Annotated in this window: 13 protein-coding genes and 1 tRNA gene; all 14 read right to left on the reverse strand. The window is 55.3% G+C overall.

Features of this window, described 5'->3' with window-relative positions:
• Nucleotides 1-553 (reverse strand): GTP-binding protein (locus tag H8F23_RS28405; RefSeq protein ID WP_194936546.1); only part of this gene is annotated, 553 nt, incomplete at its 3' end.
• 31 nt (nucleotides 554-584) lie between these two features.
• Nucleotides 585-2,690, reverse strand: a complete 2,106-nt coding sequence (gene fusA / locus H8F23_RS28410) for an elongation factor G (RefSeq protein ID WP_016984188.1) — start codon at nucleotides 2,688-2,690, stop codon at nucleotides 585-587.
• A 30-nt stretch (nucleotides 2,691-2,720) separates the two neighbouring features.
• The gene (gene rpsG / locus H8F23_RS28415) at nucleotides 2,721-3,194 is read right to left on the reverse strand and encodes a 30S ribosomal protein S7 (protein ID WP_007916467.1); all 474 of its coding nucleotides are present in this window, start codon (nucleotides 3,192-3,194) and stop codon (nucleotides 2,721-2,723) included.
• A gap of 107 nt (nucleotides 3,195-3,301) precedes the next feature.
• Nucleotides 3,302-3,673 carry a 30S ribosomal protein S12 gene (gene rpsL / locus H8F23_RS28420; protein WP_003186084.1) on the reverse strand — a complete coding sequence of 124 codons (372 nt, stop codon included), beginning with the start codon at nucleotides 3,671-3,673 and terminating at the stop codon, nucleotides 3,302-3,304.
• Nucleotides 3,674-3,889: 216 nt separating this feature from the next.
• Entirely contained in the window at nucleotides 3,890-8,089 is a 4,200-nt protein-coding gene (rpoC, locus tag H8F23_RS28425; protein ID WP_034156498.1) for a DNA-directed RNA polymerase subunit beta', read from the reverse strand.
• 64 nt (nucleotides 8,090-8,153) lie between these two features.
• Nucleotides 8,154-12,227 (reverse strand): DNA-directed RNA polymerase subunit beta, encoded by a 4,074-nt coding sequence (rpoB, locus tag H8F23_RS28430; protein WP_038362146.1) that lies wholly within the window; start codon nucleotides 12,225-12,227, stop codon nucleotides 8,154-8,156.
• 221 nt (nucleotides 12,228-12,448) lie between these two features.
• Complete coding sequence (gene rplL, locus H8F23_RS28435; protein WP_003228750.1) at nucleotides 12,449-12,814, reverse strand: 50S ribosomal protein L7/L12; 366 nt, start codon at nucleotides 12,812-12,814, stop codon at nucleotides 12,449-12,451.
• 74 nt (nucleotides 12,815-12,888) lie between these two features.
• The gene (gene rplJ / locus H8F23_RS28440) at nucleotides 12,889-13,389 is read right to left on the reverse strand and encodes a 50S ribosomal protein L10 (protein ID WP_008081912.1); all 501 of its coding nucleotides are present in this window, start codon (nucleotides 13,387-13,389) and stop codon (nucleotides 12,889-12,891) included.
• Between the two features lie 198 nt (nucleotides 13,390-13,587).
• Nucleotides 13,588-14,283 (reverse strand): 50S ribosomal protein L1, encoded by a 696-nt coding sequence (gene rplA, locus H8F23_RS28445; RefSeq protein WP_007916481.1) that lies wholly within the window; start codon nucleotides 14,281-14,283, stop codon nucleotides 13,588-13,590.
• Nucleotides 14,283-14,714 (reverse strand): 50S ribosomal protein L11, encoded by a 432-nt coding sequence (rplK, locus tag H8F23_RS28450; RefSeq protein ID WP_003228756.1) that lies wholly within the window; start codon nucleotides 14,712-14,714, stop codon nucleotides 14,283-14,285. Before rplK ends, rplA begins: the two co-directional genes overlap by 1 nt.
• Before the next feature lie 117 nt (nucleotides 14,715-14,831).
• Complete coding sequence (nusG, locus tag H8F23_RS28455; protein ID WP_007916492.1) at nucleotides 14,832-15,365, reverse strand: transcription termination/antitermination protein NusG; 534 nt, start codon at nucleotides 15,363-15,365, stop codon at nucleotides 14,832-14,834.
• A gap of 9 nt (nucleotides 15,366-15,374) precedes the next feature.
• Nucleotides 15,375-15,743: a preprotein translocase subunit SecE gene (gene secE / locus H8F23_RS28460; RefSeq protein ID WP_009045851.1), complete on the reverse strand. Its 369-nt coding sequence runs from the start codon at nucleotides 15,741-15,743 to the stop codon at nucleotides 15,375-15,377.
• Nucleotides 15,744-15,788: 45 nt separating this feature from the next.
• Nucleotides 15,789-15,864: transfer RNA gene (locus tag H8F23_RS28465), tRNA-Trp, on the reverse strand.
• A gap of 53 nt (nucleotides 15,865-15,917) precedes the next feature.
• On the reverse strand, nucleotides 15,918-16,044 hold a 127-nt coding region (locus H8F23_RS28470), incomplete at its 5' end, for an EF-Tu C-terminal domain-related protein (protein WP_455675586.1).

Here is a 16,044-nt window from a genome sequence, read left to right on the forward strand (position 1 = left end):
TGTCGTCTTTGCCTTCCAGAGCCATACGAGCCGAACCGATGATGATTGGAGTGTCATCGCCCGGGAAGTCGTAGGTGGACAGCAGGTCACGAACTTCCATCTCAACCAGTTCCAGCAGCTCAGCGTCGTCTACCAGGTCAGCCTTGTTCAGGAAAACCACGATGTACGGAACGCCTACCTGACGGGACAGCAGGATGTGCTCACGGGTTTGTGGCATCGGACCATCAGCGGCCGAGCAAACCAGAATAGCGCCGTCCATCTGAGCAGCACCGGTGATCATGTTCTTCACATAGTCAGCGTGACCTGGGCAGTCAACGTGAGCGTAGTGACGGATCTTCGAGTTGTACTCAACGTGTGCGGTGTTGATGGTGATACCGCGAGCTTTTTCTTCTGGTGCGCTGTCGATCTTGTCGAAGTCAACGATTGCGGAACCGAAAACTTCCGAGCAAACGCGAGTCAGAGCAGCAGTCAGAGTGGTTTTACCGTGGTCAACGTGACCGATGGTGCCAACGTTGACGTGCGGTAGGGAACGATCAAATTTTTCTTTAGCCACGACAATTAACTCCTAGCCTAAAGGGGCTGAATCAGCCTTGTTTTTTGGTTACGGATTCGACGATGTGCGACGGAGCCGTATCGTATTTTTTGAATTCCATAGAGTAGCTTGCGCGACCCTGGGACATGGAACGAACGTCGGTCGCATAACCGAACATCTCACCCAGTGGAACTTCGGCGCGGATAACCTTGCCGGACACTGTGTCTTCCATACCCTGGATCATGCCGCGACGACGGTTAAGGTCGCCCATCACATCACCCATATAGTCTTCAGGCGTAACAACCTCTACAGCCATGATCGGCTCAAGCAACTCACCACCGCCCTTCTGGGCCAGTTGCTTGGTCGCCATGGAGGCAGCCACTTTAAACGCCATCTCGTTGGAGTCGACGTCGTGGTAAGAACCATCGAACACGGTAGCCTTCAGGCCGATCAGCGGATAGCCGGCAACAACGCCGTTCTTCATCTGCTCTTCGATACCCTTCTGGATAGCCGGGATGTATTCCTTAGGAACCACACCACCTACAACTTCGTTCACGAATTGCAGACCTTCCTGACCTTCGTCAGCAGGAGCAAAACGGATCCAGCAGTGGCCGAACTGACCACGACCGCCGGACTGACGAACGAACTTGCCTTCGATTTCACAGTTCTTCGTGATGCGCTCACGATACGAAACCTGAGGCTTGCCGATGTTGGCTTCGACGTTGAACTCACGGCGCATCCGGTCAACCAGGATGTCCAGGTGCAGCTCGCCCATGCCGGAGATGATCGTTTGACCAGTCTCTTCATCAGTTTTAACGCGGAAAGACGGGTCTTCCTGAGCAAGCTTGCCCAGAGCGATACCCATTTTTTCCTGGTCATCCTTGGTTTTAGGCTCTACGGCAACCGAAATAACCGGCTCCGGGAAGTCCATGCGAACCAGGATGATTGGCTTGTCAGCGTTGCAGAGGGTCTCACCAGTGGTGACGTCCTTCATGCCGATCAGGGCCGCGATGTCACCAGCGCGTACTTCCTTGATCTCTTCACGGGCGTTTGCGTGCATTTGCACCATACGACCCACGCGCTCTTTTTTACCTTTAACCGAGTTGATCACGCCGTCGCCGGAGTTCAACACGCCCGAGTAAACACGGACGAAGGTCAAGGTACCCACGAATGGGTCGGTAGCGATCTTGAACGCCAGAGCCGAGAACGGCTCCGCATCGTCTGCATGACGCTCCAGCTCGATTTCCTCGTTATCAGGGTCAGTACCCTTGATCGCAGGAATGTCGGTCGGTGCAGGCAGGAAGTCGATAACGGCGTCGAGAACCAGGGGAACACCCTTGTTCTTGAAGGAAGAACCGCAAACAGCCAGAACGATTTCGCCGGCGATAGTACGCTGACGCAAAGCAGCTTTGATCTCTTCGATCGACAGCTCTTCGCCTTCCAGGTACTTGTTCATCAGCTCTTCGTTGGCTTCAGCAGCAGCTTCAACCATGTTGTTGCGCCACTCTTCAGCCAGCTCTTGGAGCTCAGCAGGAATGTCCTTGCGAACAGGGACCATACCCTTGTCAGAGTCGTTCCAGTAGACAGCTTGCATGTTGATCAGATCGATCTGACCCTGGAAGTTGTCTTCGGAACCGATGGCCAACTGGATCGGCACCGGAGTGTGACCCAGACGCTGCTTGATCTGACCGATCACGCGCAGGAAGTTGGCACCAGCACGGTCCATCTTGTTTACGTAAACAAGACGTGGAACGCCGTATTTGTTGGCTTGACGCCATACGGTTTCCGACTGAGGCTCAACACCCGAAGTACCGCAGAACACAACGACAGCGCCGTCGAGTACGCGCAGGGAACGCTCAACTTCAATAGTGAAGTCAACGTGGCCCGGGGTATCGATTACGTTGAAGCGGTGCTCGTCCTTATACTGCTTCTCGGAACCTTTCCAGAAAGCGGTGATGGCAGCAGAAGTAATGGTAATACCACGCTCCTGCTCCTGCACCATCCAGTCTGTGGTCGCGGCGCCATCATGCACCTCGCCCATTTTGTGACTTTTGCCGGTGTAAAAAAGGACGCGCTCGGTGGTGGTGGTTTTACCAGCATCCACGTGAGCGACGATACCGATGTTACGGTAGCGGCTAATCGGAGTAGTACGAGCCATAAAGCCCTCGCAAAATTAGTGAAGCTAAAATTAGAAGCGGTAGTGCGAGAAAGCTTTGTTGGCTTCAGCCATACGGTGCACGTCTTCACGCTTCTTAACAGCAGCACCTTTACCTTCAGCAGCATCCAGCAGTTCGCCAGCCAAACGCAGAGCCATAGACTTCTCGCCACGCTTACGGGCGAAGTCTACCAACCAGCGCATTGCCAGAGCGTTACGACGGGAAGGACGAACCTCGACCGGAACCTGGTAAGTAGCACCACCAACGCGGCGCGACTTCACTTCGACCAGCGGAGCGATGGCGTCGAGTGCTTTTTCGAAGAGTTCCAGGGGATCGGTGCCAGCCTTACGGGTCGCAACGGTTTCCAGGGCACCATAAACGATACGCTCGGCAACGGCTTTCTTGCCGCTTTCCATAACGTGGTTCATGAATTTGGCGAGGATCTGGCTTCCGTATTTCGGATCGTCCAGAATCTCACGCTTTGCTGCTACGCGACGTCTTGGCATGATAAGCCCTCAAGCGGTCTTCAGGTTAGCTCGGGACAGATCCAATGGATGCGTGCCCGACCTTACTCTTATCGACTCAATAAAATGAAAATCTGCAAAACGGCCGATTACTTCGGACGCTTGGTACCGTACTTCGAACGACCCTGGTTACGGCCTTTAACGCCGGAAGTATCCAAGGAGCCGCGAACGGTGTGGTAACGAACACCTGGCAAGTCTTTTACACGACCGCCGCGGATCAGTACCACGCTGTGCTCTTGCAGGTTGTGACCTTCACCACCGATGTACGAGGAAACCTCGAAACCGTTGGTCAGGCGCACACGGCATACTTTACGCAGTGCCGAGTTAGGTTTTTTCGGCGTGGTGGTGTACACACGGGTGCACACGCCACGACGTTGCGGGCAGTTCTGCAGCGCAGGTACGTCGGATTTCTCGACGATACGCTTACGCGGCTGACGTACCAGCTGGTTGATAGTTGCCATCTACTAGCTCCACTGTTGTCTTGCGACGCTATTGTCTTGCAAGAAAAGCAAAATGGCAGGAACGAATTCCCGCCAAATTTAGGGGATCAAGAGTCTAAAGAGGATCTTGTCCCCAGTCAAGGCAAGGCCCCGACCTCCCCGCCCTTCGAACCTCGACAAAATGTCTCGATTCGATGAACGGAGCGATCAGGGCCTTACGCTCATTTACCGCAGAACTCAGTTACCGCTCGAGTTCAGCGCTTCGGTCAGTGCAGCTTCCACTTCACTGGCGCTTACGCGCAACGGCTTGTCAGCATCACGGCGACGCTTGCGCTCGCTGTGATATGCCAGACCGGTACCGGCCGGGATCAGACGACCCACGACTACGTTTTCTTTCAGGCCGCGCAGGTAATCGCGCTTGCCGGTGACTGCCGCTTCGGTCAGTACACGGGTAGTTTCCTGGAAGGAAGCTGCCGAGATGAACGATTCGGTAGACAACGACGCCTTGGTGATACCCAACAGAACGCGAGTGTACTTGGAGACGAACTTGTCTTCGCCGCCCAAACGCTCGTTTTCTACCAGTACGTGAGTCAGTTCCATCTGGTCGCCCTTGATGAAACTCGAATCGCCGGATTCAGCGATTTCAACTTTACGCAGCATCTGACGCAGGATGGTCTCGATGTGCTTATCGTTGATCTTCACGCCCTGCAGACGGTAAACATCCTGGATCTCGTTAACGATGTACTTGGCCAGCGCGCTCACACCCAGCAGACGCAGGATGTCGTGCGGATCGCTTGGACCGTCGGAGATAACTTCGCCGCGGTTTACCTGTTCGCCTTCGAACACGTTCAGGTGACGCCACTTCGGAATCAGCTCCTCGTACGGATCGCTACCGTCGTTCGGGGTAATAACCAGACGGCGCTTGCCTTTGGTCTCTTTACCGAACGCGATGGTGCCGCTGACCTCAGCCAGAATCGACGCTTCTTTCGGACGACGAGCTTCGAACAAGTCGGCAACACGCGGCAGACCACCGGTGATGTCACGGGTCTTCGAAGTTTCTTGCGGGATACGAGCGATAACATCACCGATCGCAATCTTCGCACCGTCAGCCACACCGACCAGGGCGTTGGCTGGCAGGAAGTACTGAGCGATAACGTCAGTGCCTGGCAGCAACAGATCCTTGCCGTTGTCGTCGACCATCTTCACTGCTGGACGGATTTCCTTGCCCGCAGCTGGACGATCTTTCGCGTCAAGTACTTCAATGTTGGTCATACCGGTCAATTCGTCAGTCTGACGTTTGATCGTGATGCCTTCTTCCATGCCCACGTAGGTCACGGTACCTTTCATTTCGGTAACGATCGGGTGAGTGTGCGGATCCCACTTGGCCACGATTGCGCCAGCGTCGACCTTGTCACCTTCTTTAACCGAAATCACAGCACCGTACGGCAGCTTGTAACGCTCGCGCTCACGACCGAAGTCATCAGCGATGGCCAGCTCACCGGAACGGGACACAGCAACCAGGTGACCATCCACTCGCTCAACGTGCTTCAGGTTGTGCAGACGGACGGTACCGCCATTCTTCACCTGAACGCTGTCAGCTGCGGAAGTACGGCTAGCCGCACCACCGATGTGGAACGTACGCATCGTCAGCTGGGTACCCGGCTCACCGATGGACTGGGCAGCGATAACGCCGACCGCTTCACCGATGTTCACCTGGTGACCACGAGCCAGATCACGGCCGTAGCACTTGGCGCAAATGCCATAGCGGGTTTCGCAGCTGATCGGCGAACGCACGATCACTTCGTCGATGCTGTTCAGCTCGATGAACTCGACCCACTTCTCGTCAACCAGAGTACCGGCCGGAACGATAACGTCCTCGGTGCCTGGCTTGAATACGTCACGGGCAATAACACGACCCAATACGCGCTCACCCAACGGCTCTACAACGTCACCGCCTTCAATGTGCGGAGTCATCAGCAGACCGTGCTCGGTGCCGCAATCGATCTCGGTTACAACCAGATCCTGCGCCACGTCTACCAGACGACGAGTCAGGTAACCGGAGTTCGCAGTTTTCAACGCGGTATCCGCCAGACCTTTACGAGCACCGTGAGTGGAGATGAAGTACTGAAGTACGCTCAAACCTTCACGGAAGTTCGCAGTAATCGGCGTTTCGATGATGGAACCGTCCGGCTTGGCCATCAGACCACGCATACCGGCCAGCTGACGAATCTGTGCTGCGGAACCCCGCGCACCCGAGTCAGCCATCATGTACATCGAGTTGAAAGACTCTTGATCGACTTCAACGCCATGACGGTCGATAACCTTCTCTTTCGAGAGGTTGGCCATCATTGCCTTGGAAACTTCGTCGTTCGCTTTCGACCAAAGGTCGATCACTTTGTTGTACTTCTCGCCCTGGGTTACCAGGCCGGAGGCGTACTGGCTCTCGATCTCTTTCACTTCGTCGGTGGCAGCACCGATGATGCGGGCTTTCTCGTCAGGGATAACGAAGTCGTTAACACCGATGGAAACGCCGGAGATGGTCGAGTAAGCGAAACCGGTGTACATCAACTGGTCAGCGAAGATCACGGTCTCTTTCAGACCAACCACGCGGTAGCACTGGTTGATCAGCTTGGAGATCGCCTTTTTCTTCATCGGCAGGTTGACGACGTCGTACGACAGACCTTTTGGCACAACCTGGAACAGCAGCGCACGGCCGACAGTGGTGTCGACGATACGGGTGCCGCTTACGCTGTTGCCGTCACGGTCGTTGACGGTTTCGTTGATACGAACCTTAACCTTGGCGTGCAGTGCGGCTTCGCCGGCACGGAACACACGGTCAACTTCCTGCAGATCCGCAAATACACGACCTTCGCCTTTGGCGTTGATCGCTTCACGAGTCATGTAGTACAGACCCAATACAACGTCCTGCGACGGAACGATGATTGGCTCACCGTTGGCTGGCGACAGAATGTTGTTGGTCGACATCATCAACGCACGCGCTTCGAGCTGGGCTTCCAGCGTCAGCGGTACGTGCACGGCCATTTGGTCGCCGTCGAAGTCGGCGTTGTACGCGGCGCAGACCAGCGGGTGCAGCTGGATAGCCTTACCTTCGATCAGTACCGGTTCAAACGCCTGGATACCCAGACGGTGAAGGGTCGGTGCACGGTTGAGAAGAACCGGGTGTTCGCGAATCACTTCAGCGAGAACATCCCAAACCTCTGGCAGTTCGCGCTCGACCATTTTCTTGGCTGCTTTGATGGTGGTTGCGAGACCACGCATTTCGAGCTTGCCGAAAATGAACGGCTTGAACAGCTCGAGAGCCATCTTCTTCGGCAGACCGCACTGGTGCAGACGCAGGGTCGGGCCTACGGTAATTACCGAACGACCGGAGTAGTCAACACGCTTACCGAGCAAGTTCTGACGGAAACGACCTTGCTTACCCTTGATCATGTCAGCCAAGGATTTCAGAGGACGCTTGTTCGAACCGGTGATAGCGCGGCCACGACGACCGTTGTCGAGCAGAGCATCGACAGCTTCCTGCAACATACGCTTTTCGTTGCGCACGATGATGTCCGGAGCGGACAGATCCAGCAGGCGCTTCAAACGGTTGTTACGGTTGATCACTCGACGATACAGATCGTTGAGGTCGGAAGTCGCGAAGCGACCGCCATCCAGCGGGACCAGTGGACGCAGATCTGGCGGCAGAACCGGCAGAACGGTCAGCACCATCCACTCTGGAAGGTTGCCGGAACCCTGGAAGGCTTCCATCAACTTCAGACGCTTGGACAGCTTCTTGATCTTGGTTTCGGAGTTGGTTTGCGGAATTTCTTCACGCAGACGGCCAATCTCGTGTTCCAGGTCGATAGCGTGCAGCAGTTCACGGACAGCTTCAGCACCCATACGGGCGTCGAAGTCGTCACCGAACTCTTCCAGCGCTTCGAAGTACTGCTCGTCGTTCAGCAACTGACCTTTTTCAAGAGTGGTCATGCCTGGATCGATAACGACATAGCTCTCGAAGTAGAGAACGCGTTCGATATCACGCAGGGTCATGTCCATCAGCAGGCCGATACGGGACGGCAGCGATTTCAGGAACCAGATGTGGGCAACCGGCGAAGCCAGTTCGATGTGCGCCATGCGCTCACGACGAACCTTGGCCAGTGCAACTTCAACGCCGCACTTCTCACAGATCACACCACGGTGCTTCAAGCGCTTGTACTTACCGCACAGGCACTCGTAATCCTTTACCGGGCCAAAGATCTTGGCGCAGAACAGGCCGTCACGCTCAGGTTTGAACGTACGGTAGTTGATGGTTTCCGGCTTTTTAACTTCACCGAACGACCATGAGCGGATCATCTCAGGCGAGGCCAATCCGATACGGATGGCGTCGAACTCTTCGACTTGACCCTGGTTTTTCAGCAAATTCAGTAGGTCTTTCAAGGCCTTTCCTCCTGGCGGAGCAGAGAGCGGGCAATCCTGCCCCGCTCTCGATTCGCGTCACGTGTTATTCGGTTTCCAGATCGATATCGATGCCGAGGGAACGAATTTCCTTGATCAACACGTTGAAGGACTCGGGCATGCCCGGCTCCATACGGTGATCGCCATCCACGATGTTTTTGTACATCTTGGTACGGCCGTTCACATCGTCCGACTTCACTGTGAGCATTTCTTGCAGAGTGTAAGCAGCACCGTATGCTTCCAGTGCCCAGACCTCCATCTCCCCGAAACGCTGACCACCGAACTGCGCCTTACCACCCAGCGGCTGCTGAGTAACCAGGCTGTACGAACCGGTAGAACGCGCGTGCATCTTGTCGTCTACCAAGTGGTTCAGCTTCAGCATGTACATGTAGCCAACGGTAACTGGACGCTCGAACTTGTTGCCGGTACGGCCGTCAGTCAGCTGCATCTGGCCGCTTTCCGGCAGGTCTGCCAGTTTCAGCATGGCCTTGATTTCGCTTTCCTTGGCGCCGTCGAACACTGGAGTGGCCATTGGAACACCGCCACGCAGGTTCTTCGCCAGATCCAGGATTTCCTGATCGGAGAAGCTGTCCAGATCTTCGTTACGACCGCCGATCTGGTTGTAGATCTCGTCCAGGAAGGTGCGCAGTTCAGCGACTTTACGCTGCTCTTCGACCATCCGGTTGATCTTCTCGCCCAAACCTTTGGCTGCTAGGCCCAAGTGGGTTTCAAGGATCTGACCAACGTTCATACGCGAAGGTACGCCCAGTGGGTTGAGGACCACGTCGACCGGGGTGCCATTGGCATCGTGCGGCATGTCTTCAACCGGCATGATCACGGAGACCACACCTTTGTTACCGTGACGACCGGCCATCTTGTCGCCCGGCTGGATGCGACGACGGATTGCCAGGTAAACCTTGACGATTTTCAGCACGCCTGGAGCCAGGTCATCGCCCTGCTGCAGTTTGCGCTTCTTATCTTCGAACTTGTCGTCCAGCAGACGGCGGCGATCAACGATGTAGGCCTGAGCCTTCTCGAGCTGCTCGTTCAGAGCATCTTCAGCCATGCGCAGTTTGAACCACTGACCATGCTCAAGACCGTCGAGAACTTCGTCGGTGATGTCCTGACCTTTCTTCAGACCTGCGCCGCCTTCAGCCTTGTGGCCTACCAGAGCGGAACGCAGACGTTCGAACGTCGCGCCTTCAACGATACGGAACTCTTCGTTCAGATCCTTGCGGATCTCGTCCAGCTGAGTCTTCTCGATCGACAGTGCACGGGCATCACGCTCAACGCCGTCACGGGTGAAGACCTGTACGTCGATGACAGTGCCTTTGGTACCAGTAGGTACACGCAGGGAAGTGTCTTTAACGTCGCTGGCTTTTTCACCGAAGATTGCACGCAGCAGTTTTTCTTCCGGAGTCAGTTGGGTCTCGCCTTTCGGAGTGACCTTACCAACCAGGATGTCGCCTGCGCCAACTTCAGCACCTACGTAAACGATACCGGCTTCGTCCAGTTTGTTCAGTGCAGCTTCACCCACGTTAGGGATGTCTGCAGTGATTTCCTCAGGCCCAAGCTTGGTGTCACGCGCCACACAGGTCAGTTCCTGAATGTGGATCGTGGTGAAACGGTCTTCCTGAACCACACGCTCGGACAGGCAGATGGAGTCTTCGAAGTTGAAGCCGTTCCATGCCATGAACGCGATGCGCATGTTCTGACCCAGCGCCAGTTCACCCATGTCGGTGGACGGGCCGTCGGCCATGATGTCGCTACGCTGAACGCGATCACCCTTGCTCACCAGCGGACGCTGGTTGATGCAGGTGTTCTGGTTCGAGCGGGTGTATTTGGTCAAGTTGTAGATGTCGACACCAGCTTCGCCGGTTTCAACTTCGTCATCAGCAACACGAACCACGATACGGCTGGCGTCGACAGAATCGATCACGCCGCCACGGCGAGCCACGACGCAAACGCCGGAGTCACGGGCTACGTTACGCTCCATGCCGGTACCTACCAGCGGCTTGTCAGCACGCAGGGTTGGTACAGCTTGACGCTGCATGTTCGAACCCATCAACGCACGGTTGGCGTCGTCGTGCTCGAGGAACGGAATCAGCGACGCTGCAACCGAAACTACCTGCTTCGGCGAAACGTCCATCAAGGTGACTTCTTCAGGCGCCTTGACGGTGAATTCGTTCAGGTGACGTACGGCTACCAGTTCGTCGATCAGGACTTTCTGGTCGTTCATGGTCGCCGAAGCCTGCGCGATCACGTGATCGGCTTCTTCAATAGCGGACAGGAACACGATCTCGTCGGTGACCACACCCTCTTTCACCACGCGGTACGGGCTTTCCAGGAAGCCGTACTGGTTGGTGCGAGCGTACGCAGCCAAGGAGTTGATCAGGCCGATGTTCGGACCTTCCGGCGTTTCGATCGGGCAAACACGACCGTAGTGAGTCGGGTGTACGTCACGGACTTCGAAGCCGGCGCGCTCACGAGTCAGACCGCCAGGGCCGAGTGCGGAGACACGACGCTTGTGGGTGATCTCGGACAGCGGGTTGTTCTGGTCCATGAACTGCGAGAGCTGGCTGGAACCGAAGAACTCTTTCACCGCTGCAGCCACTGGCTTGGCGTTGATCAGGTCTTGCGGCATCAGGCCTTCGCTTTCAGCCATCGACAGACGCTCTTTGACCGCACGCTCAACACGCACCAGGCCAACGCGGAACTGGTTCTCGGCCATTTCGCCTACACAGCGAACACGACGGTTACCCAGGTGGTCGATGTCATCGACGATGCCTTTACCGTTACGGATGTCGACCAGAGTCTTCAGTACCGCGACGATGTCTTCCTTGCACAGCACGCCCGAACCTTCGATCTCGGTACGACCGATACGACGGTTGAACTTCATCCGGCCGACCGCAGACAGGTCATAGCGCTCAGGACTGAAGAACAGGTTGTTGAACAGGGTTTCGGCAGCGTCTTTGGTTGGCGGCTCGCCTGGACGCATCATGCGATAGATCTCGACCAGCGCTTCCAATTGGTTGCTGGTGGAGTCGATCTTCAGCGTGTCGGAGACGAACGGACCGCAGTCGATATCGTTGGTGTACAGAGTTTCGATGCGAACAACGCCGGCCTTGGCAATTTTTGCCAGGACTTCAGTGTTCAGTTCGGTGTTGCACTCTGCCAGGATTTCGCCGGTAGCCGGGTGCACGATGACCTTGGCGGTAGTACGGCCCAGGACGTAGTCCAGAGGTACTTCCAGAGTCTTGATGCCGGCTTTTTCGATCTGGTTGATGTGGCGCGCGGTAATACGGCGACCCGCTTCAACAATGACCTTGCCCTTCTCGTCCTGAATGTCCAGAACCGCAATTTCACCACGCAGACGCGAAGCAATCAGTTCCAGGCTGAGGGTTTCGCCGCTCAGGTGGAAAACGTTGGTGGTGTAGAAAGCGTCCAGCACTTCTTCAGTGGTATAGCCGAGCGCGCGCAGCAGTACCGATGCCGGCAGCTTGCGACGACGGTCGATACGCACGAACACGCAGTCTTTCGGGTCGAACTCGAAGTCCAGCCACGAACCGCGGTAAGGAATGATGCGCGCGGAGTACAGCAGTTTGCCGGAGCTATGCGTCTTGCCGCGGTCGTGGTCAAAGAACACGCCCGGGGAACGGTGCAGCTGGGAAACGATTACACGCTCGGTACCGTTGATTACGAAGGTACCGTTCTCAGTCATCAGGGGGATTTCACCCATGTAGACTTCTTGCTCTTTGATGTCCTTGATCGCTTTGTTCGACGATTCTTTGTCGAAAATGATCAGGCGCACTTTTACCCGCAAAGGTACGGCGAAAGTTACACCGCGCAATACGCATTCTTTGACATCAAATGCCGGTTCGCCCAGGCGATAACCGACGTACTCCAGCGCAGCATTGCCGGAGTAGCTGATGATCGGGAAAACGGATTTGAAGGCCGCATGCAGGCCCACGTCGCGGAACTGATCTTTAGTCGCTCCCGCTTGCAAGAATTCACGATACGAATCCAGCTGGATGGCCAGGAGGTAAGGCACATCCATGACGTCCGGCAACTTGCTAAAGTCCTTGCGGATACGTTTTTTCTCAGTATATGAGTAAGCCATCAGCGTTCCCCAGCTTGGTCACCTGCTTGTTTGGCCCCTCCCGACGGGAGCAGCCAGAAAATCGTGCAAACCCCATGGTTTGCGCCACCGCATCGGGTGGTTACAGCGCCTTTATCAGCACCGACCCAGTCGGCTGCCAATAACGGAAAAAGGCCGGTGGCAAGAGCCACCAGCCATCAGCCTGTCGCTTGACGCTCGGGCTGGAGGAGCAAAGTCGATACTTATTTCAGCTCGACTTTAGCGCCTGCTTCTTCCAGCTTCTTCTTGGCGTCTTCAGCAGCTTCTTTCGAAACGCCTTCAGCTACAACCTGAGGAGCGCCGTCTACTTTCTCTTTGGCTTCTTTCAGGCCCAGACCGGTCAGTTCACGAACTGCCTTGATCACGTTAACCTTCTTCTCGCCAGCTTCCAGCAGAACAACGTTGAACTCGGTTTGCTCTTCAACAACAGCGGCAGCAGCAGCTGGACCAGCCGAAGCAGCAGCAGCGGTAACACCGAAGGTTTCTTCCATCGCTTTGATCAGCTCAACGATTTCCACTACGGATTTCTGGCCGATTGCTTCGATGATTTGTTCGTTAGTCAGAGACATGACTCAATTCCTGAATTGGGGGACGGCCTACGCGACCATCGAAATAAACAAAAAACGCGAGAAGTTGACGAGCCTTAGGCTGCGGCAGCTTCTTTCTGGTCGCGAATTGCCGCCAGAGTACGAGCCAATTTGCTGGTAGCGCCTTGAATCACGCTCATCAGCTGAGAAATTGCTTCGTCACGGGTCGGCAAGGTTGCCAGTACGTCGATCTGATTAGCTGCGAGGAACTTGCCCTCGAACGCAGCTGCCTTGATCTCGAACTTGTCCTGACCCTTGGCAAACTCTTTGAAGATACGGGCAGCAGCGCCCGGATGTTCGTTCGAGAATGCAATCAGGGTCGGGCCGGTGAACACGTCATTGAGGACACTGTATTGAGTGTCAGCAACAGCGCGCTTGAGCAGGGTGTTACGTACAACACGTACGTAAACGCCAGCTTCACGAGCCTCTTTACGGAGTCCGGTCATTGCGCCTACTGTTACGCCACGTGCATCAACCACGACAGCGGACAGAGCGACTTTGGCAGCCTCGTTGACTTCAGCGACGATGGCCTTCTTGTCTTCGAGATTAATTGCCACGGGTTTAACTCCTGCTTGTTACCGTTTCATTCGATCGAAACCGAATGTCGTTTTGGTGTCTGATTCGGTAAGGAACCGGGAGCACCATCTGCGTAGGCTTATGGTTTAAGACTTGCGTCGCCTACGGTCTTGGATAGCCCCCGCCAGGCAGGGACCCCAATCTTTCGATTGACGCGAACAACCGCGCCAACCTTTGTCTTACGCGTCCAGCGAGCTCTGATCGATAACCAGACCTGGGCCCATAGTGGTGCTCAGGGTAACGCGCTTGACATAGATACCTTTCGAAGAAGCTGGCTTGATACGCTTCAGATCAGCGATCAGGGCTTCAACGTTTTCCTTCAGCTTGACGGCGTCGAAGCCCATCTTGCCAACGGAGGTGTGAATGATGCCGTTTTTGTCGGTGCGATAACGAACCTGACCAGCTTTAGCGTTTTTAACCGCGGTAGCTACGTCTGGAGTTACAGTACCAACCTTAGGGTTAGGCATCAGACCACGTGGACCGAGGATCTGGCCCAGTTGACCTACAACGCGCATGGCATCCGGGGATGCAATCACTACGTCATAGTTCAGGTCGCCGCCTTTCATTTCGGCAGCCAGGTCGTCCATACCTACACGGTCAGCGCCGGCAGCCAGAGCGGCCTCAGCAGCTGGACCCTGGGTGAACACAGCAACGCGAACGGTCTTGCCAGTGCCGTGTGGCAGCACAGTAGCGCTACGAACAACCTGGTCGGATTTACGCGGGTCTACACCCAGGTTTACAGCAACGTCGAACGACTCGCTGAACTTGACAGTCGACAGCTCAGCCAGCAGAGCAGCGGCGTCTACAATGTTGTAGGCCTTGCCTGCTTCGATTTTGCCGGCGATAGCCTTTTGACGCTTGGTCAGCTTAGCCATTACACACCCTCCACGTTAAGGCCCATGCTACGAGCAGAACCGGCGATAGTACGCACGGCTGCATCCATATCAGCTGCAGTCAGATCCGCGTTTTTGGTTTTCGCGATTTCTTCCAGCTGAGCACGGGTAACAGTGCCAACCTTAACGGTGTTCGGACGAGCGGAGCCGCTGGTCAGACCAGCCGCCTTCTTCAGCAGAACCGAAGCAGGGGTGGATTTGGTTTCGAAAGTGAAACTACGGTCGCTATAGACAGTGATGATCACTGGAGTCGGCAGACCTGCTTCAAGACCCTGAGTACGGGCGTTGAAAGCCTTGCAGAACTCCATGATGTTCACGCCGTGCTGACCCAGAGCAGGACCAACAGGTGGGCTTGGGTTAGCCTGAGCGGCCTTCACTTGCAGCTTGATGTAAGCGGTAATTTTCTTGGCCATGAGGCACTCCAATTACGGGTTCGAACGCCTCGGAAGGCTCCCCGGTTACTTGCGCGTTTATCCCAGTGACGACAAAACCCCACAGCCTAGGGCTGCGGGGTTGGGATGCTTGTCCAGTTAGACCTTTTCGACCTGACTGAACTCCAACTCTACCGGGGTAGAGCGACCGAAAATGAGCACTGCCACTTGGATCCGGCTCTTTTCGTAGTTAACTTCTTCAACAACGCCATTGAAATCAGCAAATGGACCGTCATTGACTCGCACCGTTTCACCTGGCTCGAAGAGAGTCTTAGGCTTAGGCTTGTCGCTACCATCAGCAACGCGACGCAGAATTGCTTCCGCCTCTTTATCGGTGATCGGCGCAGGCTTATCAGCGGTACCGCCGATGAAACCCATCACCCGAGGAGTATCCTTGACCAAGTGCCAAGTACCCTCGTTCATATCCATCTGAACCAGCACATAGCCTGGAAAGAACTTACGCTCGCTTTTGCGCTTCTGGCCATTACGCATTTCAACCACTTCTTCAGTGGGAACCAGAATCTCGCCGAAGCCATCTTCCATGCCAGCCAGCTTTACGCGCTCGACCAGCGAGCGCATCACATGCTTCTCGTAACCCGAGTAAGCATGCACAACATACCAACGCTTAGCCACGGGACACCCTTAGCCGACAATCAAGGAAACAAGCCAGCCGAGCAGGGAATCAAGCCCCCACAACAGCAACGCCATAACCAGAACAACAGCTACCACAATAAGGGTAGTCTGGGTGGTTTCTTGGCGAGTTGGCCAAACGACTTTACGAATCTCGGTGCGAGCTTCCTTAACCAGTACAAAGAAAGACTTGCCCTTCGCAGTCTGCAGGCCTACAAAGGCAGCTACAGCAGCAATCGCAAGTAAAGCGAGCACACGGTACAGGATCGGCGAAGCAGAGTAATACTGATTGCCAACAACGCCAACAACCACCAAAGCGACAACCACAAGCCACTTGAGCAGATCGAAGCGAGAGCCTTGAGCTTCAGCTTTAGGAGTCATCTATGAAGATCCTGTGAAAAGAAAGCCAGACACACCGAGTGAATCTGGCAGGTCAGGAGGGAATCGAACCCCCAACCTACGGTTTTGGAGACCGTCGCTCTGCCAATTGAGCTACTGACCTAAAACAAAATCAGGCCGACCATTATGCCGGCCCGAAAAATACATTACAACTACTTACTCGATGATTTTGGCTACGACGCCAGCGCCGACGGTACGACCGCCTTCACGGATAGCGAAACGCAGACCGTCTTCCATCGCGATGGTTTTGATCAGGGTAACAGTCATCTGAATGTTGTCACCT

Origin of the sequence: Pseudomonas neuropathica (assembly GCF_015461835.1) — a bacterium.
Lineage (GTDB): Bacteria > Pseudomonadota > Gammaproteobacteria > Pseudomonadales > Pseudomonadaceae > Aquipseudomonas > Aquipseudomonas neuropathica.

What these genes read in the sequence shown, in the direction of transcription:
- fusA (WP_016984188.1), bottom strand. Translation starts at nt 2,690, where the DNA reads ATGGCTCGTACTACTCCGATTAGCCGCTACCGTAACATCGGTATCGTC.
- rpsG (WP_007916467.1), bottom strand. Translation starts at nt 3,194, where the DNA reads ATGCCAAGACGTCGCGTAGCAGCAAAGCGTGAGATTCTGGACGATCCG.
- rpsL (WP_003186084.1), bottom strand. Translation starts at nt 3,673, where the DNA reads ATGGCAACTATCAACCAGCTGGTACGTCAGCCGCGTAAGCGTATCGTC.
- rpoB (WP_038362146.1), bottom strand. Translation starts at nt 12,227, where the DNA reads ATGGCTTACTCATATACTGAGAAAAAACGTATCCGCAAGGACTTTAGC.
- rplL (WP_003228750.1), bottom strand. Translation starts at nt 12,814, where the DNA reads ATGTCTCTGACTAACGAACAAATCATCGAAGCAATCGGCCAGAAATCC.
- rplA (WP_007916481.1), bottom strand. Translation starts at nt 14,283, where the DNA reads ATGGCTAAGCTGACCAAGCGTCAAAAGGCTATCGCCGGCAAAATCGAA.
- rplK (WP_003228756.1), bottom strand. Translation starts at nt 14,714, where the DNA reads ATGGCCAAGAAAATTACCGCTTACATCAAGCTGCAAGTGAAGGCCGCT.
- secE (WP_009045851.1), bottom strand. Translation starts at nt 15,743, where the DNA reads ATGACTCCTAAAGCTGAAGCTCAAGGCTCTCGCTTCGATCTGCTCAAG.